Here is a 23546-nt window from a genome sequence, read left to right on the forward strand (position 1 = left end):
TGGAATCGGTCCTATTTTTCAATCGCCCTCTAAAGTTTAGCGGACAGTAATAATCCGGAATTCCACTCTTTGCCCGACGGAAATCTTATGTTCGCCTACCGCTCGGGCGCGTCGGGCCGTGGAAATATGGTGATGAACCGCTATGACCGTACCACCGGGCGATGGACACGCCTCCACGACATACTTATCGACGGCGAAGGGAAACGCAATGCCTACTGGCAGATGTGTACCGGCGCCGACGGCACAATCCACCTGTCATGGGTATGGCGCGAGACATGGCTCGTGGAGACCAACCACGACCTATGTTACGCACGCTCGACCGACGGCGGGGTCACATGGCAGCGAAGCGACGGCACTCCTTACGTGCTGCCGATTACTATGGAGAGCGCCGAAACGGCATGGGCTGTACCGCAGAATTCGGAGCTGATCAACCAGACATCGATGACGGCTGATCCCGACGGCAATCCATTGATAGCCACTTATTGGAGGGATGCAACGGATTCCGTACCACGTTATCGTCTGGTAAGCCTCGGAAACGACGGCAAATGGCGCATGGAGAAAGTCAGCTACCGGAGTACCCCGTTCTCGCTGTCAGGAGGAGGGACGAAGATGATACCAATAGCGCGTCCACGAGTGGTGAGCGATGGCACGAGGCTCTACTACCTCTTCCGCGATGAAGAGCGCGGCAGCAGGGTCTCCATGGCCTCGCGCGCGCTGGCCGACAAGCAATGGAGCGTTACGGACCTCACCGACTTCAGTGTGGATGCCTGGGAACCGTCAATCGACAACGACCTGTGGCGCACAGGCAGCCTTCTGGACATATACGTGCAGAAAACGTCGCAGGGCGATGGAGAGAAAGTCACCGATTCCGCCCCCGGGCCTGTCTATGTCCTGGAGTATCGTCCCGAATGACGGAAGTAAACCGCAACGAACTACACCAATCAACAGACAACCCAACATCCATCAACATTATTATGAAAACCAAAATCATTAAAACCAAAGCAATAGTCTTATCGGCACTTTTGGCTGCCGCATTGAATGTCTCCGGCGAAAGCGTATCCGGCCCGGACGGACGCCTTGTGGTCGATGTCACCGCACAGGATGGGACACCGGTATATTCCGTCACCTACGACGGTAAAAACGCTATCCTTCCCGCCCCCCTCGGATTCGAGAGCGATATTGACGATTTCTCAAAAGGCATGACACTTGTCGGGACAAAGAGATCGACCATCGACAAGTCGTACACGCAATCGCGTATAAAGAAAGGGGAAATCGACTTCAAGGCCAACGTGATGGAATGCACCTTCCGCAACGACAAAGGACACGAGATGACCGTAGAGTTCGTGGTTGCCGACAACGACCTGGCGTTCCGCTATGCCGTCCCCACACAAGGCCCGACTTCGGCCATCAGGATTCTCGACGAAAAGACCTCGTTCAGACTTCCCGAGGGGACTACCACATTTCTCACTCCGCAGAGCAAGGCCATGATAGGATGGAAGAGGTCGAAACCGTCATATGAGGAAGAGTACAGTCACGACGCCCCGATGGACACAACCTCCAAGTATGGCAACGGCTATACGTTCCCCGCACTGTTCAACCTGAATCCGGAAGGCCTTTGGGTGCTTGTGAGCGAGACAGGTGTCGACGGGCGCTACTGCGCGTCGCGTCTGGGCGAGTTCAGGGACGCCGGATATGAGATCGAATTCCCTATGCCGGAGGAGAACAACGGCAACGGCACGTCCGAGCCTGCATTCGCGCTCCCGGGCCACACCCCGTGGCGCACCTTGACAGTCGGTAATTCATTGAAGCCTGTCGTAGAGACAACCATACCATGGGATGTGGTGGCCCCCCTTTATGAGCCTTCGACGGACTATATGCCGGGGAAAGGCACCTGGGCATGGATATTGTGGCAGGATGCAAGCAGCAATTACGAGGATCTAAAGACTTTTATCGACTTTGCCGCTGACATGGGTTACGAATATTCTCTGATTGACGCGAATTGGGATAAGAACCCCGGTCGTGAGAAAACCGCTGAATTGATGCGCTACGCAGTTTCGCGCGGAGTAAGTCCGTTCATGTGGTACTCCTCAAGCGGCTATTGGAATGATATCCGCCAGACACCCGTTAACCATATGGACAATCCCGTCGTGCGCAAGAAAGAGATGAAATGGCTCAAAGAGAACGGTGCCAAAGGCATAAAGGTCGATTTCTTCGGCGGAGACAAGCAGGAGACAATGCGTCTCTACGAGCAGATCCTCTCGGATGCCGATGACTACGGGCTGATGGTGATATTCCATGGCTGCACTCTGCCGCGAGGTTGGGAACGCATGTATCCCAACTACGTAGGGTCTGAAGCCGTGCTCGCTTCGGAGAATCTGATCTTCGACCAGCATTTCTGCGATGAGGAGGCCCGCAACGCCACGCTGCATCCTTTCATACGCAATACCGTGGGATCCATGGAATATGGCGGCTCTTTCATGAACCGGCGTATGAACCGTGGAAACGATGGCGGCAATTACCGTCGCACATCCGACATATTCGAGTTGGCGCTTGCCATACTTTTCCAGAATTCTGTGCAGAACTTCGCGCTCGCACCCAACAATCTGTCGGACGCTCCGGAGATATGCATGGATTTTCTGAAGGACGTGCCTGTCAGCTGGGATGAGACGGTATTTATCGACGGCTACCCCGGCAAATATGCCGTGATAGGCCGCCGGAATGCCGACAAGTGGTATATCGGTGCCATAAACGCCACTTCGGAGCCGTTGAAGCTCGAACTGCCGCTCCCGATGATTGCCGGTGAAAAGGTGAAGTTATATAACGACACTTACCGCAAGGGTGTCTCCGGGGAGATACGAAAAGCTGCACGAAAGGGCGAGATGCGACCCGCGCTGGCCGATGATTTCGTACCGTCGCTGCACGATGCCTCGATACCCTCCGACGGGGTATTCCCTGTCACTATCCTACCCTCCGGAGGCATAGTGATTGTAGGTGCGGCCAAATAAAATGGTCATTTTTTACAACATATTGAACTGATTTAAAAGCATTACATATGAAATCGATCCTCATAGCATCGGCACTTTCGATGGCTGCAATAAGCGCAACTGCCGACGTGCCGGCGTTCGATGTACGGTGTGACAAGGTTGGTGCGGAGATAGCGCCGACAATGTATGGCATATTCTTCGAGGATATAAACTATGGCGCCGACGGCGGCCTTTATGCCGAGATGGTCAAGAACCGGTCGTTTGAATTCCCGCAGACCCTGATGGGATGGAACACTATCGGTGACATAAGCGTGCGCGACGACGGGCCCTTCCCTCGTAACCCCCACTATCTGCGTATGTCACCTACCGGACACCGCGAGAAGCGCACTGTCATTGAAAATGAAGGTTTCTTTGGCGTAAGCTTTGAGAAAGACAAAGAATACCGCTTCTCGCTCTGGGCAAGAAAGGCCGGAGATGGCAAAGGCGAAATGCGTATCGAGCTGTGCGATCCATCGTCAGCCTCCGACAATACGGCCATGGTCTCGGCACAGCTCGACATCGATTCACCCGACTGGAAGAAGTACACGGTCATTCTCAAGCCCTCGGCCACTGTAGAGGATGGCACGCTGAGAATCTATCTTGTCGACCCGGTGAAGAGCGCCGACATAGACGTGGAGCATGTATCACTATTCCCCGTCGATACATGGCGCGGACATGAGAACGGCTTGCGCGCCGATATGGCCGGGGCGCTCTACGACCTTCATCCGGGTGTGTTCCGTTTTCCCGGCGGCTGCATCGTCGAAGGCACCCGTCCCGCCGACCGTTATCAGTGGAAAAACACCGTAGGGCCGGTGGAAAACCGCCCGACAATCGCCAACAGGTGGGCTGATACATTCCCTTCGCGCCTTGCCCCTGATTATTACCAGTCGGGAGGGCTCGGATTCTATGAGTACTTTCAACTGGCGGAGGAGATAGGCGCCGAGCCGCTTCCCGTGCTCAATGTGGGCATGCTATGCCAGTACCAGAACACCCCCGACGCACACGTGCCTGTAGACAGCCTCGACTGCTACGTGCGCGACGCGCTCGATCTGGTGGAATTCGCCAACGGCGACACGCTATCGACATGGGGCGCGCTACGTGCCTCCATGGGACATCCGGCGTCGTTCAACCTGAAATATGTGGCCATCGGCAACGAACAATGGGGATCTGAGTATGTCGAACGTCTCGAACCGTTCGTCAAGGCCATGCGCAAGGCTCATCCGGAAATCAACATCATCGGCTCGTCCGGCCCGGGGGTGGATGATCCCAAGTTCGACTACCTGTGGCCCGAGATGACACGTCTCGGGGTTGACCTCGTCGACGAGCACTACTACAGGAACGAGGATTGGTTTCTCGCCAATGCCGCACGCTATGATGCATATGACCGCAAGCGCCCCAAGGTATTTGCAGGAGAGTACGCATGCCATCCAAAAGGACAGAAACGCAACAACTACACCGGCGCTCTCAGCGAAGCCGCATTCATGACCGGACTTGAACGCAACGCCGATGTTGTTAACATGTGCACCTACGCCCCGCTTTTCGCCAATGTCAACGGATGGCAATGGAGACCCGACCTCATCTGGGTCGACAACTTCAAGGTAATCCCCACCGACAGCTACGAGATACAGCGGCTGTATTCGCTCAACAAGGGCACCAACGTCGTGCCGCTCACCATGGACGGTAGGCCTGTAGCCGGTGGCGACGGGCAGCAGGGCCTGTATGCGAGTGCGGTCTACGACAAGGATGCCGGTACATATATCGTGAAAGTCGCCAACACCTCGTTAGAGCCGCGCGACTTCAAGATAAACATGATGCGCCTCCCGAAGAAAGCATCATGGTCGGGCGTTACACGCACGCTCTTTACCCGCGCTGCCGAAAGTATCAACGCTGCCGCCGGCTCGACAGACGACCTGCACACTTCCGTCATATCTACCGAGTCGCTGCCCACGGACTTCTCGCGCAAAGGTTCTACCGACACGTTCTCCTCAACCCTCCCCGCCCGCTCATTTGCCATCTACCGCTACAGTATTTCCCGTTAATATAATCATAGGCATGGCAGTGGGGTATATGCTGTTTCTTTCAGCATATACCCCACTGCCGGCGTTCTATCAGTTACCCTATAATGGATTTAACATTTCGTAATAAGTTTAAATCAGTTCATTATTTGGTTTTTAGGCGACGATGATATACTTTTGCGAATAAAGGGGTCTGAGCCTCATCCGGAGGCTTGTCCGTAAAACATTTGTGTCATGAGAAAATTCGCGATTTTTGTAGTCGTTGCCGGGGCGGTGGCATGCCTGGCAGCCGCTTGTTCTTCACGTGGCAGCAAAAAAAGCTCTCCGTCAGCCATAGACAGCACCGCCACCACGGTAGTCCACCCCGAATGGGCCGAGAATTCAGTAATCTACGAAGTAAACCTGCGCCAATACACCCCTGAAGGGACACTGGCGGCATTCAGCCGGCATCTCCCAAGATTGAAACAGCTCGGAGCCGACATCCTCTGGTTCATGCCCGTACATCCAATTTCCAAAGATGGCCGCAAAGGCGGCCTCGGCAGCTACTACGCCGTGGCCGACTACAAGGCCTTAAATCCCGAATTCGGCACACTTGATGAGTTCAGGACCCTGGTACGCAAGGCCCACGACATGGGCTTCAAGGTGATAATCGACTGGGTGCCCAACCATACCGGACGCGACAACATATGGGTCAGCGAGCATCCCGACCGCTACGTGCGCGACTCTTCAGGAAACTTCGTGTCGCCCTACGACTGGACCGACGTGTACAAGCTCGACTACACCAATCCGTCGACCCGCAAGGGTATGATCGACGCGATGGCCTTCTGGCTGCGCGAGGCCGACATCGACGGATTCCGCTGCGACGTGGCCGGCGAGGTTCCGACCGACTTCTGGAACGAGGCCCGCAAAAGCCTCGAAGCGGTGAAACCCGAGCTGTTCATGCTCGCAGAGGCCAGCAAGCCGGAACTTCAGAAGGACGCATTCGACATGGGCTACAACTGGCCGATGAAGGACCTTTTCAACGCAATCGCCGCCACAGCGGGACAGAACAACTATGTCAGCTCCGACAGTACAAAGGTGGAATATCCCGTGAAACGCGCCATCGACATCGACACGCTTCTCGCGCGCCAATCGATCGAATACCCCGCCGGCACCTATATGATGAACATGATCACCAACCACGACCTCAACTCGTGGGAAGGCACCGAATTCGAGCGCCTCGGCAATCTTACCGATGCCATGGCCGTGCTCATGTACACGCTGCCCGGCATGCCGCTGATATATACCGGCCAGGAAACAGGCCTCGACCGCGCATTGCTCTTTTTCGACAAGGATGACGCTCCGCAATGGACACCGCGCAACGGCCACTTCGACTTCTATCAGAAACTCAACCACCTGAAGCACACCCACCCGTCGCTACGCGCCGGCAGCGCGGGAGCGCCGATGAAGCGCTACCCCACCGAGAGCGACGACGTGTATGCATTCAGCCGCAGCGACGAGGATGGCGCCACGGTCTACGTGTTTGTCAACCTCGGCTCCAAAGCCGCCCCGGTGCGCTACACCGGCAATGCGCCAAAGGCCGATGCCACCGCCGTCAATTTCTTCACCGGCAGGATGGAAGCGTTTCCCGACTCGCTCGAATCCGGCGAATACAGAATCTACGTATCGCGTTGATCGGATACCAACGCTCGGCAAAGCACAAATAAATTTGGCTTTGCGCTCGACTTATTCGTATCTTTGGCTATCGCCTTAGATACTCGCGCTCGGAAAAGCACAAGCAAGCTTGTCCTTTTCTCTCGACTTATTCGTATCTTTGAGGTCGAAATAAGATACCGACATGGACCGAAAAGGCAAACTATATTTCCGCTACGGCACTATGGGATCGGCCAAGACCGCCCTGCTGCTAACCCAGGCCTACAACTTCGAGGAACGCAAGATGAGCTACGTGTGCCTGAAGCCGGTGGTGGATACCCGCGAGAAAGACAATGTGATACGCTCACGCATAGGCATCGAGCGGAAATGCACCTGGATCTACGCCGACACCGACCTCTATGAGATGGCCCGCAATCTTTTCGAGGAAGCCGGCGCGGTGATCGACTGGATGCTGGTCGACGAGGCGCAATTCCTCTCGGAGCAGCAGGTGGACCAGCTCGCCCGGATAGTCGATGACTATGGGAGCAACGTGGTATGCTACGGACTGCGCACCGACTTCCGGACACGTCTGTTCGAAGGCTCGCGGCGGCTCTTCGAGATAGCCGACACCATCGACGAGATCAAGAGCACATGCTCATGCGGACGAAAGACCATAGTCAACGCACGTATCGACGCCAACGGCGACTTCGTGACGGAGGGACAGCAACTCGAAATCGGCGGCGACGACCGCTATATCGCCGTATGCCGCAAATGCTGGCGCAACAACCGCATCGAGCAGGCCGCACGCCATGCCCTCCCTCTGCTGTGATTAAACTTTACACACATACCACTGTCAATTACTACTAAAACATATTCATCAACATGGTAATAGGAAATCTAACCGACACATTCCGCTACGACAGCCTCTCACCGGCGATCGCCGATGCGCTGGCATGGGTAAAGGCCAACATCGACATGCCCGGATTCGAAGCGGGCAAAAAAATCGTGCTCGCCGACGGCGACATCGTGGTAAACTGCCAGGAAGTGGAGCTTAAAGCGGCCGACAAGGCCGTCATGGAGGCCCACCGCGAATGGATCGACATACAGGTGTCGATCGACACACCCGAGCTTATGGGATGGGCGCCTGTAGAGGCATGCAGCCGGATAGTCCAGGAATATGATTCCGAAAAAGACTGCCTCCTCGCTTCCGACGAGCCGCAGTGCCTGGTGCCGATGCTTCCGCGACAGTTCATGATCCTATACCCGGAGGACGCGCACGCACCCAATATCGGCGAAGGACGCCACCGAAAATACGTGGTAAAAGTACGTGTCGGGAAGTAACCCGGCATGACATCACGTTACGATGTACCTGCATCGCTCCGTGCTGCTTATCAAACAAAAAATCAGACTCTATGTTACGCAAACTGTTGTTGACTCTATTCATCGGATGCGCATGCGCCTCCACTGCCTATTCCCTCGATCTTCCCGACGAGGACCTTCCCTACGTGATTCTCTACAAGTGGGGTCTGATTAACAAGGATGCAGCCTCGGCGACCCTGTCTCTGCGCAGCGACGGCGACAGCTACCACACGCAACTCTCTGCACGCACGCTCCCGTGGGCCGACAAGGTGTTTCGCGTACGCGACACCCTCCAGGCCACCATCCGCAAGGAGGGATGCCTGCCGCAGATCTACAGGAAAATCACCCATGAAGGTGAGACCTACAACCGCGACATCGTGCGCTACTCGCGCAACGGCAACGAGGTTACCGGACACGCATCGCGCCTGCGCCGCAAAGGCGACGGGCCGGAGGTGCGGTTCGACACCACTCTCTATGCCACGGAGCCTACGCTCGACATGCTGTCGATATTCTACTTCCTGCGCCAGTTCGACTACCCGGCAATGAAAAACGGCACGCAGATACATGCCAATCTCTTTTCCGGCAAGAATGTCGAGCAGATCACCGTCACCTACCGGGGCGTGCAGACCATCAAGATCAACCGCCGGAAGTGGGAGGCGTTCTATCTGACATTCTCGTTCACCCACAAGGGGAAATCGACCGGCGAGACCATGTACACATGGATATCGACCGACGCGCAGCGTGTGCCACTCAAGGTAGAGGGGAAACTGCCTCTCGGCAAGGTGCAGGCCTACTACACCGGCGACCCCAAATAACGCGGTCCGCTATTCCCTATTCTCTGATCCGCGTGCTGCGCATGAAGAAATAGAGGAACAAGGCGGCCGCCAGAAACAGACTGACCGAGAAGCTGAGGATTATCCCGTAAGTGCCAAGTCCGAGAGGGAAGCCCATCATGTAGGTGGCTGGTACACCCACGACCACGTAGCTCACAAAGGCTATCCATATCATAGGCATCACGTGGGAGGTGCCGCGCAAAGCGTTGGCGAAATTGATCTGCGTGGCGTCGCCGAGCTGGTACACTACCAACGGCACGATAAGCGCCACAGTAGCCTCGATCACGCGCACATCTTCCGTAAAGGCATGTATCATGTCGCGCTCGAACAGCACGAATATCAGCGACGAGATCGTGGCCAGGGTGAGTATTATATGGTAGCCGGCAAAGGCTATGCGCCTCATCTCCCGGCGGTCGCCGAGTCCGGAAGCGTTGGCCACGAGCACCGACACGGCATTTCCCATGCTGTAGTAGATGCAGAAGCCCAGAGTGCCGGTGATCACGATTATCTGGAATGCCGCGAGCGACACCGCTCCGAGCCATCCGGCCATAATGGCGGCAAATGTGAACGAACCCGATTCGAACGTCATCTGCATGGCCACGGGCCACGACGTGCGGTTGACCTGCGCGGCCATGCGGGGTGTCATCCTACCCTCGCGGAATCCGGTGAAATAGTCGTGGAATTCGCGCCTAAGGCAGAATATCGCTATCACCGTAAGCGGGCATATGATGCGAGCCGTAAGTGTGCTGACACCCGCACCCATCAGCCCCATCTCGGGAAAGCCCCAGTGGCCGTAGATCAGCAGATAGTTTCCGAGGATATTCACCGCATTGGCCCCCAGCACTATCCACATGGGCAGGCGCGTGCGGTTGATGGCGAACAGCCATTGGGCGAACACGTTGAAGAGCGATATGGGGAGCAGTCCCGCAAGCACGATCAGATAGTACGGGCGTATGAGCGGCATAAGCTCCTCGGGCTGTCCGAGTCGGTCGAGATTGAGCCACAGCACAGTCATTATGCCTGTGACAAAAAGGGTAAAAGCCAGATTGAGCCATACCCCGGTGCGTATCATCGTGCCTATCGTGGCAAAACGCTTTTGGGTGAAAAGCGCGCCGATAAGCGGCGTAAGCCCGTATGTGAACCCCATGCAGGCGAAGTTGGCCACGTTGAACACATTGTTGACGAACGATGCCGAGGCAAGCGCCTCCGTCGAGTAGCGCCCGACCATGATGTTGTCGGCAAACGCCACCACGATCATGCCGAGCTGCCCTATCAGTATGGGCACCCCCAGCCTGATGATCGACCCGTAGTACTCCTTGTAACTTCTCCAGAATCCTTTCATCCCGCAAAGTTACGAAACAATCCCGACCAAACCACAACATCCCCGTCCATGACAACATTAACAGACATTGAACGAAATATAATTTCCGTATTTTTGCGTATCTTTGGCTATCGCCTTAGATACTCACGCTCGGCAAAGCCCAAATAAATTTGGCTTTGCGCTCGACTTATGCGTATCTTTGTAATCCGATCAATTCAATGGCACAAAATACTCTTAAATTCATCGACCTGTTTGCCGGTATAGGTGGAATCCGGAAAGGCTTGGAACTCGCGGCTGATGCTGTCGGAATCAAGTCTGAATGCGTGTTTACATCTGAAATCAAGCCTTACGCGCTAACCGTCCTCAAGCAGAATCATCCTACCGAAGAAATAAAAGGAGATATTACCCGGATAAACGTAGACACCATCCCTGACTTCGACATACTTTGTGCCGGCTTTCCTTGTCAGGCATTTAGCGCTGCGGGAAACCGCAAGGGATTTGCAGACACCCGTGGGACACTCTTCTTTGATGTAGAAAGAATCTTGTCGGCAAAGAAACCCAAAGGATTCATCCTCGAAAATGTCGAAGGCCTTGTAAACCATGATGGAGGGAAAACTCTTCGCACAATACTGCAGCACCTCGAAGCGATAGGATACAAGGTTAGTCATGCGATCCTTAATTCAAGATTCTTCGGCGTGCCACAGGAGAGGAAAAGGATATATATTGTAGGCACTTTTAAAACACATATCAACCTCGCCAACTTCCCCGTTAAAGAAAAAAATCTCGAAAGCATCCTCGAATCCGGGTTGCCCGTTTTAGATTCGCCATTCACCAGACTTCTCCTTTCAAAATATAGTATTCCCGAACTTTATGGCAAATCCATCAAAGATAAACGCGGAGGTAAAAACAACATCCATAGTTGGGACATCGATTTAAAGGGAGAAACCACAGCAGAGGAAAAAGAACTGCTGAATGTCATTCTTACGGAGAGAAGAAAAAAAATCTGGGCTGAAGCCTATAACATCGACTGGATGGATGGTATGCCCCTTACTTTAGAAATGATCGGTAGCTTTTATCACAAAAAAGACAACCTCAAAAACATTCTCGACAGTCTTGTCAAGAAAGGCTATTTAGTAACTGAACATCCTAAACGAAAAATAGTCACTCGAGATTTACTCGGCAATGAGACAATAGAAAGGAAACAAGACCCCACTTTGCCTAAGGGATATAATATAGTTACCGGAAAACTCAGTTTCGAGATCAATAAGATTCTTGATCCTCGCGGCATTGCTCCAACCCTGGTAGCAATGGATATGCAGAAGCTCGTAGTGGCGGATGGCAATGGACTCAGAAGGCTTACATTGAAAGAGGGACTCAGGTTATTCGGCTACCCCGAAGATTATAAATTTAATGTTACAGAAAAAAACGGTTTTGACTTATTGGGTAACACTGTTGTTGTTCCTGTAATTAAAGCTGTGTGTGAACGCTTATTAAAATCTATATAATGTTTTTCTTCTTCAATAACGACGCGAACAGAGCACAAGAGATATACGACCTGCTGATGGCCGATTTCGGCTTCAAAGGAGCTACAGGCAAAATCTCTTTTAAGCTGAATGACTTCAACATCACAGTAGATCAAAACAATATCGTGGGGAATATCTTGGAAGAATGGCTCGATAAATGGATGACCTCAAAAGGTATTCCTCATGTCCATAACCACCGACAGTCCTCTCCGGATTTCTGGCTGAACCCGGATGATACCGAAAACGACTGGTTGGAGATTAAATCTTTCACCGGTAGCCCGAACTTCGATATTGCATCTTATATGAGCTTTATAAATCTCATCATAGAAAAGCCGTATAAGCTCCATTCCAATTATCTTCTCATAAAATACAAAATGGAGAATGGTACAATAATCATTGAGAACTGCTGGTTGAAGAAAATCTGGGAAATATGCTGTACAAGCGAAAGATGGAGCATAAAAGTGCAATGCAAAAGCAATATCATCAACAACATACGCCCTGCCGTATGGTATTCTGACAAGAAAGAGTATCCTACATTTGAATCTTTGGAAGATTTCTTGTCCGCATTGGAACAAACTGTCTATAGATACAAAGGCACTAATGCCATCGCCGAAACATGGTTGGAGAAGGTAATCAGCAGTTATAAGCGATTCTATGGCATAGAACTGAAAATATCCCGATGGATGGACATCAAACATAAATATATTCATGACGGGCACAAGGGAATTCGGCCACGTAATGAATGATTTCATGTTGAAAAACATATTGCTCGATTTGCATATTACATCATTTTGAAGTAAATTTGCATCGTAATAAGTTCCTCATCCAAATGATGGATAACCATTATCTTAATATTTTTATTTTATGAAAACACCAAGATACAAATTTGACGAGGCATGGCTCGCCGCCTTGCAGTGTGTGCTCCCCGAAGATTCAAGACGCTACGAGCGCCTGGTACGCGACTATATCGAAACCGGGAAAGAGGTCGACAATGAGTTCAATGACAGTGATTTCCGAAGCACATGGATAGTAATAAAGGCAATGATCGACACACGAAAGACACGCAACCGACGCGCCGCAGAGCGTCGTCGCCAACGCCGCCTACAGTCAGCGGCCACCACCTCTCCCGCAACACGTGCAACGGCCTCACCGGACACGGACACCCCATCCTCCGTAAAAACGCCATCAGTTCCGGCAATACCATTCCCCGATAAAACACCGTCCAAGCCTACCATATCATCCCCTAAAGGCACAGAATACAAAGACCGGAAATCCAAAATCCCACAGCCGTCTACCCCAGCGCCCCCTCAACCGGACGCCGGCAAGCGCACCGACAACAATCCCAAAGCCGCACAAACACCAACCAAGACAACAGGAAAGCCCAAACTACGCCTCCCGTCCGACCGCTCGCGCACTCGTGGCCGCAAATCCCCGGCATTCCCATATTCCCGAAGCCGCGACAACGCTTCCGGACACACGTCGCCCTTTCGCGGATAATGACCTATGACGCAAAACTCATTCCTGCTGGCTTTTCTCTCACAATTTGTTATTTAGTTGCGAAATCACTATTTTTGCAACAATGACAATAAGAGACAAGAACCGGATCAACGAGATAAAAATGGATCTTCTTGACAGACTCAAGAAGGAGCATGCTTTTTGGCCATATCGATCAGACACACTCACGACAGACACACTCGACGATGCTCAATTGATTGCCTTCACCATGCGGTATCTTGATTTGCCGGACATAAAGACCCTGTTCCTGATATACTCAAAAAAGAAAATAAAAGACTCCTGGAAAAAACTGCTTCTCCCGGAAGGAGAATACCTGTATACGCTTAATCGTTTCTTTGCATGGTATTATTTCCGGGCCAAGAATCCCGACTCATATCTTAAATCGCTCGAAACGCGCCGCATCAACAACCTCATTCACGATACCGGATTATGAAAGGTCTCGCACCACATGTATCCCGCATATTTGAAGCTGTATCACAGCTCGATTGTATAAGCCCTTACGTGTTGGTAGGTGGAACGGCTCTTTCATTACAACTGGGCACACGAAGGAGCGAAGATCTCGATTTTATGTCGTGGCGCAAGTCAAAACATGAAAAAAGAGAGGTCGACTGGCCTCGCATCCAAAAAGAGCTCTCATCCGTCGGCACTATTGACCGATGCGACATATTGGACATAGACCATGTGGAATTCGTTGTCAATGATGTCAAGATTTCATTATATGCCAATCCTAATTATTCACCGGTAACACAAGAAATCCCATTCATCAACAATATAAGGCTTGCCGACCTTACATCAATCGAAGCGATGAAAATGGAGGTAATGCTTCGCAGAAGTAAATTCCGTGATTACTACGACATATACTCGTTGCTCGAAGCCGGTGTCAATCTGCATGATATGATGAATCTTGCATTAAAGTATTCGGGCCATCGATTAAAATCGAAAAATCTCATTGCAATGCTGACGCGTTCTGATCGATTCCTCCCCGATGCAAAATTTAAATCACTCGACCCTGTATATGAAATATCTCCCAAAGATATCGAACGAAAAATAATTTCGTTGATTGCCGATGATATGGCATGAAAACGCATTATTCCTTGCCGAAACGGCATTCCCCTACTCCCGAAGCCGCGACAACGCTTCCGGTCGCACGTCTCCCTCTCGCGGATAATCACCGATAACGCGGAAATACCGAACGTTTATGCTGAGAGGGGTTCTCAGCCTTTTTGCGAACCGTCCATGTCGAGGAATCATCTACACATATTGATGAGCCACCAACATAATATTATGGTGCAAGTCTGGGTCTCTAAAAAAAATCTGCATTTTTTTAAATTTGTTTAAGTAAAAGGATGTCTGAGTGTGTCACTATTACAGAAAGGTGGGACTCTCCTGACTCTTGACCTTGCGCAACCTATGCCACAGCTATCTGCCGCAGATGCCTCCGGCATGTGCGGCAACAGCAGAAAACCGGACAACTTCTGCGATCTACCATACTATCAGGTAATCATACAATCAAACCAAGGCTGTCCTTCCATGAGAAGGCACAAGTCCCCCGACGTGGCATGACCGCCTTGAACATATTTTTTATTAACCTAATCTACAACCTAAATGAGTTTCAAAAATCTACTCACTTCGGCTATAATAGCCTCGTCCATAATAGGTTATGGGGGGGGTACAGCTGATGCCCAACAGCCCTACGCGGGATGCTGGTTTCCAGATGACGTAAGGGACTGGACACCCGAGTACGACAAGGACGCGAAGTTCAACCGCTCGCGCATCCCTCTGAAAAAACGCCTCCGCACCCCGGAGCCTATGAAGGCCAATGCCGAGCAGTTCGAGGAAGGACAGCTCATGCTCGAGGCCGTATCAGCCAAGATGTGCGGACAGTGCTCCGCCCAGGGCTTCGACAATTTCATAGGCTATCTGCCCACCTACTGGCAGTACTACGAGAAGCTTGTCAACTGGGGCGGTGCCGATGACGAAGGTATCATCGTATTCCCTCCCGCAGGCACTGTCGATGCAGCCCACACGCAGGGCACCAAAGTCTACGCCACCATCTTCTTCCAGGCCACTACCAATGGTAAACCCTGGGCCAAGCAGATAGTGACCGAGGAGGACGGCAAGTTCCCCTACGCCGAGCAGCTCTACAAGATGGCCAAGTACTACAATATCGACGGCTATTTCATCAACGACGAGAGCCACCAGGGTCTCCAGAGCACATGGATAAGCTGGGTGAAATACTTCTATGAAGTAGCAGAGGCCGACGGCGACATGAACATGGAGATCGTGTGGTACGATGCCAGCAACTACCCCGCCGTCAACATGCTAAAGACCAATCCTCGCAGCTCCCACTTCATAGACTACGGAGGTGGTGCGGGCGACTACCGCGGCTATGCCGACCAGATCGGCAGCACCGTCGAGGAGACATTCCACCGCATATACGGCGGCATAGAATGTGCACGTGCCGGACTCACGAGCTTCGGCAGCTCCTTGAACACAGCCTATCCGCGCACCGGCCATGTCGGCTCTCTGGCACTCTTCTGTCCGGAGGAGCACACGTGGAAGGACAATGTCAACAAGCTGTTCTTCACCGAGAACGCCCGTGGCGAACAGGCCTACGAGGCCATGCGCAAGACTTTCGAAAGCGAGCGCCGCACATATGTCAACAACGACGGTGACCCCTCCAAGATAACCTCGGGCGAGGGATCGATGTGGAGCGCTCCCTGGCGCGGTTTCGCAGGATGCCTCGTGGAGTCGACATCTATCGACGTTTTTCCCTTCATCACCTCGTTCAACGTGGGCAACGGCAAGCACCGCTTCGTGGAGGGCGTGATCGAAGGCACACGCGACTATAGCCACGCCGGTATGCAGAGCTACCTGCCCACATGGCGCTGGTGGATCGAGAACGGCGATAACCTTAAAGAGTCAATCGACTGGGACGACGCATACTCCGGGGGCAACTCCATGCTTATATCCGGCTCGCTTTCCGCAGGATCCCACCTGATGCGCCTCTACAAGATGGTGGCTCCGTGCGACGGCGGCAAGCTGCGCCTCGTCTACAAGAGCAACAACGCAGTGACCCCGGTGCTGCGCCTCTCCACTCAGAGCACCGTCGATCCCGACATGGAGATCAATGCCTCCTCGACCTCGCAGACCAACGGTTGGACCGTCGCCGAATACGACCTCACCCCGGCCAATGGCAAGACCATCTACATGGTGGCATTCGACCTCAAGGCCGATGCCGACATCGCCGCCTACGAGATGCGCCTGGGCCAGATGGTAATCATCCCTGCGGGATACTCGCCCAAGGCTGTGGATATCACCAACCTCACCATCCAGAACAAGCTCGGTGAAGAAGGCGGCGACATCCGCGTAACCTGGGACTGGGCCGACAACTCCGACCTCGACCATTTCGACATCTACACCATCGATGCGGCAGGCAAGCGCACACTCGCCGGTCAGACCCGCGGCGAAGGCTACTACATTCCCGAAGTGAAGCGCGCAGGCACAGAAAGCGGCATCAACGTGGAGGTAGTGCCCGTTATGAAAGATGCCTCCAAGGGCATCGCAAAGACCGTCATAGCCGAATATCCCAAAGCCACCGCACCGGTGGTGAAGATCCGCACCTCATGCTCCTATGCCAAGGTGGGCCAGGAGATCACCCTGACTGCCACCGGCACGTTCCTGCCATCAGCATGCAAGTGGATCCTCCCCGAGGGAATGGCCTTTGCCGAAGGTTGCGACGGCACGGAGTTCACAACTCGTGTACACGCCGATGCTCTTGGCTCCTATACAGTCAAGGCTCAGCTGACCAATGAGGTCGGCACAGGCGAGGCCGAGGCTTTCGTATTCGAAGTGCTCTCTGACGGCGACTATGCCGACATACGCAATGTGGCCCTTAACAAGAGCATTCACTCTCAGAGCGCAGCCGCAAGCTATCTACAGACGGCAAGCAACCTTGTCGACGGCGACCGTAAGCCCTACAATATTGACAAGAAATGGTGTTCCACCGGCAAGAATCCGTATGCCGTGATCAATCTCGGTGACGTATATGTGCTCTACGGATTTGCTTTCTTCGACTGCAATTCAGGCCGTGAAACATACAACAATATAGAGAAATACCAGATCCAGACAAGTCTCGACGCAAAGACATGGACCACCGTGGTCGATGAGACCGGACGTGGTGCCGATGACGTGAAGTACGACTATATATATCCCGTAAAGGCCCGTTATGTGAAACTGGCACCTTACGGCGACAATAACATCACCACCCGTGTCTGGGAGTTCGAGACCTATGGTCGCGAGGCTATCTCGCTGTCGCTGGAGGCCCCGCAAGAAATATCGGTAGTCGCAGGCGAGCCTCAGACCGTCACCGTGGCATATGACCTCAAGGGAGAATCACGCGACAATCTACAGTGCACGGTTACGCCCGGAGGAAATCTCATCGTAGGCGAGGTAATCGAAGATGCCGACAAGGCCACATTCTCTTTTGATGTCACCGGAGAAAGAATTCTTGGCGCATCGCAACTGACAGTAAGGGTGGAGAACGGCGGCGTCGTGCGCGAGCATGTAATCACCGTGAACATCGATGTTACTGATGCCGAGAACGTTTTGTCGGGATTACCGGTAGAGATACGCAGATACCTTGGAAACTACACTCCCGAGGCTGCCTACGACAAGGTCGATGTCCAGACTCTCACGGATGGCGACACGAAAAAAGATGGCCTTTTGGAAGCTGTAGAAACCGCATCCAGATATGAATATGACATATGGGCCGTGGTTGATGCCGGCAAGACCCTCAACCTGTCGAAAATCAAGGTTCATATCCCCGACGATAATTTCGGCACCAGCGAAATTGAGGCAACAGGATATGTCAACAAGGACATCTCCCTCAAGGTGAGCGGCGACGGCAAGTCATGGACCGACCTCAAGACATTCTCCAATCTCAAGAATGTCTCGGAACTCACCTATATACTCCCCTCTTTCCGCGAAGTGCGCTATATAGCCGTGGCCTGCAACCTCAACACCTTCTTCTATGCCTCTTTGGCTGAGATCGAGGCCTACGAGCAGCTTGCAGAGATGATTCCCGTCACACGTCCTGTCTCCATCAAGAATGGATTCAACGGCGACTTCATAGCCGAGACCACCGACATCGCCGGTTCTACCACCGACAAGCTTGACGGCGAAGGATGGGTGCTATATACATCTGATGTCAAGGAACAGGGCGCAGTGGCCGGAACTGACGGCAAGGTGACATCACGTGAGGGTATCCCATACCAGCTCGGCGACTACGATAAACCAAACGCCATGAAGCTCATGGACTACGAGTCGGGGACTCTTGAGTTCGCACAGCCGGTAAGCGCGGAGAAACTCTACCTGCTACTGATTTGCGCCGACGGCGGCGGCTCCGTGAAAGCCGTGATCAACTATGAGGACGGCAGCAAGGAAGAAGCACAGACGTTCAATACCATCGACTGGTATTCCAGCTACGACAATGGATATGCCAAGTATGGATTGAGCCGCGTCAACCGCGAGGGGCTTGATTTTGATACACGCTACAAATTCCTCCTTTCAGAGACAGTGCTCAACGCAAACATATCCAAGAAGGCCGTGTCGATTGACCTTACAAACCAAAGGTCCTGCAAGCCTACCTTCCTGGCCGTGTCGATGACCGGACGCAATTCCACTTCCGGAATAGCAGACAACATCGCCGACAAGACCGCCGAGGCAGAGATTGAAGCAATCTACAACCTCCAGGGCGTGCGCGTGGCCAATCCCGGCAAGGGGATCCACATCGTGCGCTACACCGACGGAACCACTAAGAAAGTGTACATCCGATAGGAAATAATACTTCTCAATCATAAAGATTTGGTTAAAGAAGATGAACGGGAGGAGCGTGTCGCGAGACGCGCTCCTCTTTTTTACCGGATTCCGATACCCGAAAGCCACCAAAAGTCAATTGTCGCTAAAACGCGACTGAAAACATGACCGCACTGCCAACGAGAATAATTATTCGGGATAAGCTTGGCAGTGACGGAGGGAGATGTTATCTTTGTGTCTTAAAGATAAAAACTCGGGTAATATGAAATTTGCACAGAACGCCTTCAAGATATTCGCCGACGCTACGGCGGCCTATCATGTCACCGACAACGTGGATGCCCCGTGCCCCAATCCCTACGCGGAGGGTACGATGGAGCATGTGCTGTTTGCCAAGAACTGGATCGACGTGGTGCAGTGGCATCTCGAGGACCTGATACGCGACCCGGCCATCGACCCGGCGGAGGCCCTGGTGCTGAAACGCCGCATCGATGCGTCCAACCAGGAGCGCACCGACATGGTGGAGCGCATCGACACGAGTTTCCGCGACAAGTATGCGTCCGTGACCGCGCTCCCCGACGCCACGATCAACACCGAGACCCCGGCGTGGGCCATCGACCGCCTGTCGATACTGGCGGTGAAGATCTACCACATGAAGGCCGAGACCGAACGTCCCGACGCCGACACAGCCCACATAGACCGCTGCCGAGGGAAGCTCGACATACTCCTGGAGCAGCAGCACGACCTCACATCGGCCATCGACACCCTCATCGCGGACATAGAGGCGGGACGCAAGTACATGAAGGTCTACCGCCAGATGAAGATGTACAACGACCCCTCCACCAACCCGGTGCTCTATGCCAAAAAGTGAAGGCAGGCTGCCGCGCAACGTGCTCGTGATGCGCTTTTCGGCGCTTGGCGACGTGGCCATGACCATACCCGTGGTCTACTCAGTGTGCCGCAGCAACCCGTCGACACGATTCATATTCCTCACACGCAAGTCGCAGGTGCCACTCTTCGTCAACGCCCCGGCCAACCTCGTTGTGACCGGAGTCGACTTCAAGCACGATTATCCACATGTCACCGACCTGTGGCGGCTGTTCTCGCAGCTTAAAAAGGAGTATGGCATCGACGCCATCGCCGACCTCCACGGAGTGATACGCAGCTACGCAATCTCGCTGGCGGGGATTGTCCGCGGACTAAAGGTGCACACCATACGCAAAGGACGCCGCCACAAGCGCGCGCTGACACGGCCGCGCAACAAGGTGATGCTACCGCTCATCTCGTCGAGGGCACGCTACCGCGAAGTGTTCTACAGGTTCGGCTTCGCCGTGGAGGACCGTTTCGACGGCCTGTACGGCACAGACAAGGCCGATCCGGCAATCTTCGCCTCGATCACCGCGCCAAAAGCCCCGGGAGAGAAGTGGATAGGGATAGCTCCGTTCGCCAAGCACAAAGGGAAGATATATCCGCCGGATCTGATGGAGAAGGTGGTGGAAGAGCTGTCGCAACTGCCGGGCGCGAGGATATTCCTGTTCGGCGGCGGCGAGGAGGAGCGCGAGATACTCGGCCGATGGGCCGAGGCCTATCCCGGAGTGACTTCGCTCGCCGACAAGAAGCACGGCTTCCCCGTGGAAATGGCGTTGCAGAGCCATCTCGACACGATGGTGACGATGGACTCGGCCAACATGCATCTGGCGTCGCTCGTCGGGGTGAGGGTCGTCAGCATATGGGGCGCCACACATTCCTACTGCGGGTTCAAGGGCTACCGCCAGAAGGAGAGCGACATCATACAGCTGCCGATGACGTGCCGCCCATGCTCGGTGTTCGGCAACAAGCCATGCGCGCGCGGTGACTACCACTGCCTGCGCGGCATATCTCCCCAACAGATAGTGAAAAAAGTGAAATCCATCATAGATGCTTAACAACGATTCGGACAACGATTTCGACATACGCGAGATGTCGCTATCCGGCGACCGCACCGAGACCGACATCGAGCGCGCGTTGCGCCCGTCGGGATTCAACGCATTCAGCGGACAGGACAAGATTGTCGACAACCTGCGCGTGTTTGTCGCCGCCGCCAAGATGCGCGGGGAGTCGCTCGACCACGTGCTGCTCCACGGCCCTCCCGGCCTGGGCAAGACCACGCTGTCGCAAATCATCGCCAACGAGCTTGGCGTGGGCTTCAAGGTTACCTCCGGACCCGTGCTAGACAAGCCGGGCGACCTGGCCGGGCTTCTCACTTCGCTCGAAGAGAACGACGTGCTTTTCATCGACGAGATACACCGCCTGAGTCCCGTGGTCGAGGAGTACCTTTACTCGGCCATGGAGGATTACCGTATCGACATTATGATCGACAAGGGCCCGGGGGCGCGCACAGTGCAGCTGACACTGGCACCGTTCACACTCATCGGCGCCACCACACGCAGCGGACTGCTCACGTCGCCCCTGCGCGCACGCTTCGGCATCAACTGCCATCTGGAGTACTACGACCACGAGGTGCTCGAACGCATTGTGCTCCGATCGGCGGGTCTGCTCGGCGTGAAGTGCACGGCCGAGGCCGCCCACGAGATAGCGTTGCGCAGCCGAGGCACACCGCGCGTGGCCAACCGCCTGTTGCGCCGCGTGCGCGACTTCGCCCAGGTGAAGGGGCGCGGCGTGATCGACCCCGAGATAGCACGCTACGCCCTCGAAGCGCTCAACATCGACCGCTACGGTCTTGACGAGATCGACAACAAGATACTCACCACCATCATCCACAAGTTCCGCGGAGGCCCGGTGGGGCTCACCACCATCGCCACGGCCCTCGGCGAGGATCCCGGTACGGTCGAGGAAGTATACGAACCTTTCCTGATAAAGGAGGGGTTCATCAAGCGTACACCAAGAGGCCGCGAGGTCACGATGCTCGCCTACACGCATCTTGGCATCTCACCCGCCGCCGACGGAGCTACCCTTTTCTGACAACCCGGCCCGGACGGGCTGCCGACGGGTGTATTAAACGGGTGTATTAAATATGAAATCATATGGCCGGAGTAAAATCATTGGCTAAGGACACCGCTATCTACGGTGTCAGTTCGATAGTGGGGCGATTCCTCAACTGGTGTCTCGTCCCGCTCTACACGCGCCTGTTTCCGGAGGAGATGTACGGCGTGGTCACTTACGTGTATTCCATCGTCGCGCTCGCGCTGATCGTGCTCACCTACGGCATGGAGACCGGTTTTTTCCGCTTTGCCAACCATGAGCGCTACAGCAACCCCGACGAGGTCTACTCCACTTCGCTCGCGTCGCTGGGGTGCACCTCCACGCTGTTCTTCGCCCTGGTGCTCATGTTCCTCGGCCCCATATCAAGGGGGATGGAATGTGAAGGGCACGGGAGCTACGTGTGGATGATGGCCCTCGCGGTGGCCATCGACGCCTACTCGTGCATGCCTTTCGCATACCTGCGCTACAAGAAGCGCCCGATGCGCTTCGCGATGCTCAAGCTCGTCAACATCGGACTCAACATCGCGCTCAACATATTCTTCCTGCTGGTGTGCCCGTGGCTTATGCGCGTGGCGCCGCAGTCGGTGGGATGGTTCTACATGCCCGGCTTCGGCATAGGCTACATATTCCTGAGCAACCTGATAGCCTCGGCGGTGACGCTGGTGATGCTGCTCCCCGACGTGGTCCACGTGCCTATGCGCTTCAACGGGCGTCTGCTCAGGGAGATGCTCGCGTACTCGTTCCCGCTGCTTGTGCTCGGCATCGCCGGCATCATGAACCAGACGCTCGACAAGATCCTCTACCCATTGCTCGCAGGCTCCGACGCCATGGCCGGACTCGGCATCTACGGGGCCAACTACAAGATAGCCATCGTGATGGTGATGTTCATACAGGCATTCCGCTTCGCCTACGAGCCGTTCATCTTCTCTCAGAGCCGCGAGCGCGGCGAAAGCAAGATGCAGGCCTACCGCGACGCCATGAAGTATTTCGTGATCTTCGCCCTCTTCATATTCCTCGTGGTGATGTACTATCTCGACATACTGCGCTACTTCGTGCGCCCCGACTACTGGGCGGGACTCAAGGTGGTACCGGTGGTGATGGCGGCGGAGCTGTTCTTCGGCGTGTTCTTCAACCTGTCGCTATGGTACAAACTCACCGACCGCACCATCTGGGGCACATGGTTCTCGCTGCTCGGGCTGTCGGTGACCGTGGCGCTCAACGTGCTGCTCGTGCCACGGTTCGGCTATATGGGTTGCGCATGGGCGGCATTCTGCTGCTACGGTGTGATGATGGTGGCGAGCTACCTCGTAGGACGCGCCAAGTACCCGATAGGCTACGACGTGCCGCGCCTGCTCTTCTACGCGGCCGTCGCCGCCATCCTATATGCGCTCGGCTGCTACGTGAGCCTCGGGGCGCAGTGGCTTGACTTCATCTACCGCGCCATGCTGCTGGGCATATACTGCGCCATAGTGATGTGCAGGGAGCATCTGTCCCCCTCGATGCTTATTCCACGCAAGAAATAAACCGAC

Annotated in this window: 17 protein-coding genes and 1 pseudogene; 17 read left to right on the top strand and 1 reads right to left on the bottom strand. The window is 54.2% G+C overall.

The genetic code is table 11. The features are described 5' to 3' along the window. Positions 1 to 54: 54 nt before the first annotated feature. From QZ303_RS04820 to QZ303_RS04850, 7 genes and pseudogenes are all read left to right on the top strand, one after another. A pseudogene (locus QZ303_RS04820) lies at positions 55 to 912 on the top strand (BNR repeat-containing protein); the annotation flags it as partial. A 62-nt stretch (positions 913 to 974) separates the two neighbouring features. After that, positions 975 to 3005 (top strand): glycoside hydrolase family 97 protein, encoded by a 2031-nt coding sequence (locus QZ303_RS04825; protein WP_295729897.1) that lies wholly within the window; start codon positions 975 to 977, stop codon positions 3003 to 3005. A gap of 80 nt (positions 3006 to 3085) precedes the next feature. Beyond that, on the top strand, positions 3086 to 5062 hold the full coding sequence (locus QZ303_RS04830) for an alpha-L-arabinofuranosidase C-terminal domain-containing protein (protein ID WP_295730051.1): 1977 nt from the start codon (positions 3086 to 3088) through the stop codon (positions 5060 to 5062). 210 nt (positions 5063 to 5272) lie between these two features. Beyond that, the gene (locus QZ303_RS04835) at positions 5273 to 6712 is read left to right on the top strand and encodes an alpha-amylase family glycosyl hydrolase (RefSeq protein ID WP_295729899.1); all 1440 of its coding nucleotides are present in this window, start codon (positions 5273 to 5275) and stop codon (positions 6710 to 6712) included. A 163-nt stretch (positions 6713 to 6875) separates the two neighbouring features. Continuing rightward, complete coding sequence (locus tag QZ303_RS04840) at positions 6876 to 7499, top strand: thymidine kinase (RefSeq protein WP_295729902.1); 624 nt, start codon at positions 6876 to 6878, stop codon at positions 7497 to 7499. A 53-nt stretch (positions 7500 to 7552) separates the two neighbouring features. Further along, positions 7553 to 8011 carry a YhcH/YjgK/YiaL family protein gene (locus tag QZ303_RS04845; RefSeq protein ID WP_295729905.1) on the top strand — a complete coding sequence of 153 codons (459 nt, stop codon included), beginning with the start codon at positions 7553 to 7555 and terminating at the stop codon, positions 8009 to 8011. Between the two features lie 71 nt (positions 8012 to 8082). Then, on the top strand, positions 8083 to 8844 hold the full coding sequence (locus tag QZ303_RS04850) for a DUF3108 domain-containing protein (RefSeq protein ID WP_295729907.1): 762 nt from the start codon (positions 8083 to 8085) through the stop codon (positions 8842 to 8844). Positions 8845 to 8860: 16 nt separating this feature from the next. Here the strand turns inward: QZ303_RS04850 and QZ303_RS04855 are convergent, their stop codons facing one another. After that, on the bottom strand, positions 8861 to 10204 hold the full coding sequence (locus QZ303_RS04855; RefSeq protein ID WP_295729910.1) for an MATE family efflux transporter: 1344 nt from the start codon (positions 10202 to 10204) through the stop codon (positions 8861 to 8863). 197 nt (positions 10205 to 10401) lie between these two features. Here QZ303_RS04855 and dcm point away from each other — a divergent pair, with 197 nt between their 5' ends. From dcm to QZ303_RS04905, 10 genes are all read left to right on the top strand, one after another. Then, positions 10402 to 11688 carry a DNA (cytosine-5-)-methyltransferase gene (dcm, locus tag QZ303_RS04860; protein WP_295729913.1) on the top strand — a complete coding sequence of 429 codons (1287 nt, stop codon included), beginning with the start codon at positions 10402 to 10404 and terminating at the stop codon, positions 11686 to 11688. Next, positions 11688 to 12452, top strand: coding sequence for an NgoBV family restriction endonuclease (locus QZ303_RS04865; RefSeq protein ID WP_295729916.1), 765 nt, complete (start codon positions 11688 to 11690; stop codon positions 12450 to 12452). The genes dcm and QZ303_RS04865 overlap by 1 nt, the downstream gene beginning before the upstream one ends. Before the next feature lie 118 nt (positions 12453 to 12570). Continuing rightward, positions 12571 to 13203, top strand: a complete 633-nt coding sequence (locus tag QZ303_RS04870; RefSeq protein ID WP_295729919.1) for a hypothetical protein — start codon at positions 12571 to 12573, stop codon at positions 13201 to 13203. 82 nt (positions 13204 to 13285) lie between these two features. Further along, positions 13286 to 13654, top strand: coding sequence for a hypothetical protein (locus QZ303_RS04875; protein ID WP_295729921.1), 369 nt, complete (start codon positions 13286 to 13288; stop codon positions 13652 to 13654). Continuing rightward, positions 13651 to 14301 (top strand): nucleotidyl transferase AbiEii/AbiGii toxin family protein, encoded by a 651-nt coding sequence (locus tag QZ303_RS04880; protein WP_295729923.1) that lies wholly within the window; start codon positions 13651 to 13653, stop codon positions 14299 to 14301. The genes QZ303_RS04875 and QZ303_RS04880 overlap by 4 nt, the downstream gene beginning before the upstream one ends. Positions 14302 to 14826: 525 nt before the next feature. After that, positions 14827 to 19059, top strand: a complete 4233-nt coding sequence (locus tag QZ303_RS04885; RefSeq protein ID WP_295729926.1) for a discoidin domain-containing protein — start codon at positions 14827 to 14829, stop codon at positions 19057 to 19059. Between the two features lie 241 nt (positions 19060 to 19300). Further along, positions 19301 to 19906: a DUF4254 domain-containing protein gene (locus QZ303_RS04890; RefSeq protein WP_295729929.1), complete on the top strand. Its 606-nt coding sequence runs from the start codon at positions 19301 to 19303 to the stop codon at positions 19904 to 19906. Further along, positions 19893 to 20960 carry a glycosyltransferase family 9 protein gene (locus tag QZ303_RS04895; protein WP_295729931.1) on the top strand — a complete coding sequence of 356 codons (1068 nt, stop codon included), beginning with the start codon at positions 19893 to 19895 and terminating at the stop codon, positions 20958 to 20960. Before QZ303_RS04890 ends, QZ303_RS04895 begins: the two co-directional genes overlap by 14 nt. Beyond that, positions 20953 to 21996, top strand: coding sequence for a Holliday junction branch migration DNA helicase RuvB (ruvB, locus tag QZ303_RS04900; protein WP_295729934.1), 1044 nt, complete (start codon positions 20953 to 20955; stop codon positions 21994 to 21996). Before QZ303_RS04895 ends, ruvB begins: the two co-directional genes overlap by 8 nt. 62 nt (positions 21997 to 22058) lie before the next feature. Beyond that, positions 22059 to 23540: an oligosaccharide flippase family protein gene (locus tag QZ303_RS04905; RefSeq protein WP_295729937.1), complete on the top strand. Its 1482-nt coding sequence runs from the start codon at positions 22059 to 22061 to the stop codon at positions 23538 to 23540. Positions 23541 to 23546: the final 6 nt, after the last annotated feature.

Source organism: uncultured Muribaculum sp. (assembly GCF_910583865.1).
Lineage (GTDB): Bacteria > Bacteroidota > Bacteroidia > Bacteroidales > Muribaculaceae > Muribaculum.

Coding starts and splice junctions, on each gene's coding strand:
- ruvB (WP_295729934.1), top strand. CDS start 20,953: ATGCTTAACAACGATTCGGACAACGATTTCGACATACGCGAGATGTCG.
- QZ303_RS04855 (WP_295729910.1), bottom strand. CDS start 10,204: ATGAAAGGATTCTGGAGAAGTTACAAGGAGTACTACGGGTCGATCATC.
- QZ303_RS04865 (WP_295729916.1), top strand. CDS start 11,688: ATGTTTTTCTTCTTCAATAACGACGCGAACAGAGCACAAGAGATATAC.
- dcm (WP_295729913.1), top strand. CDS start 10,402: ATGGCACAAAATACTCTTAAATTCATCGACCTGTTTGCCGGTATAGGT.
- QZ303_RS04850 (WP_295729907.1), top strand. CDS start 8,083: ATGTTACGCAAACTGTTGTTGACTCTATTCATCGGATGCGCATGCGCC.
- QZ303_RS04880 (WP_295729923.1), top strand. CDS start 13,651: ATGAAAGGTCTCGCACCACATGTATCCCGCATATTTGAAGCTGTATCA.
- QZ303_RS04870 (WP_295729919.1), top strand. CDS start 12,571: ATGAAAACACCAAGATACAAATTTGACGAGGCATGGCTCGCCGCCTTG.
- QZ303_RS04825 (WP_295729897.1), top strand. CDS start 975: ATGAAAACCAAAATCATTAAAACCAAAGCAATAGTCTTATCGGCACTT.
- QZ303_RS04905 (WP_295729937.1), top strand. CDS start 22,059: ATGGCCGGAGTAAAATCATTGGCTAAGGACACCGCTATCTACGGTGTC.
- QZ303_RS04875 (WP_295729921.1), top strand. CDS start 13,286: ATGACAATAAGAGACAAGAACCGGATCAACGAGATAAAAATGGATCTT.
- QZ303_RS04840 (WP_295729902.1), top strand. CDS start 6,876: ATGGACCGAAAAGGCAAACTATATTTCCGCTACGGCACTATGGGATCG.
- QZ303_RS04830 (WP_295730051.1), top strand. CDS start 3,086: ATGGCTGCAATAAGCGCAACTGCCGACGTGCCGGCGTTCGATGTACGG.
- QZ303_RS04890 (WP_295729929.1), top strand. CDS start 19,301: ATGAAATTTGCACAGAACGCCTTCAAGATATTCGCCGACGCTACGGCG.
- QZ303_RS04835 (WP_295729899.1), top strand. CDS start 5,273: ATGAGAAAATTCGCGATTTTTGTAGTCGTTGCCGGGGCGGTGGCATGC.
- QZ303_RS04845 (WP_295729905.1), top strand. CDS start 7,553: ATGGTAATAGGAAATCTAACCGACACATTCCGCTACGACAGCCTCTCA.
- QZ303_RS04895 (WP_295729931.1), top strand. CDS start 19,893: ATGCCAAAAAGTGAAGGCAGGCTGCCGCGCAACGTGCTCGTGATGCGC.
- QZ303_RS04885 (WP_295729926.1), top strand. CDS start 14,827: ATGAGTTTCAAAAATCTACTCACTTCGGCTATAATAGCCTCGTCCATA.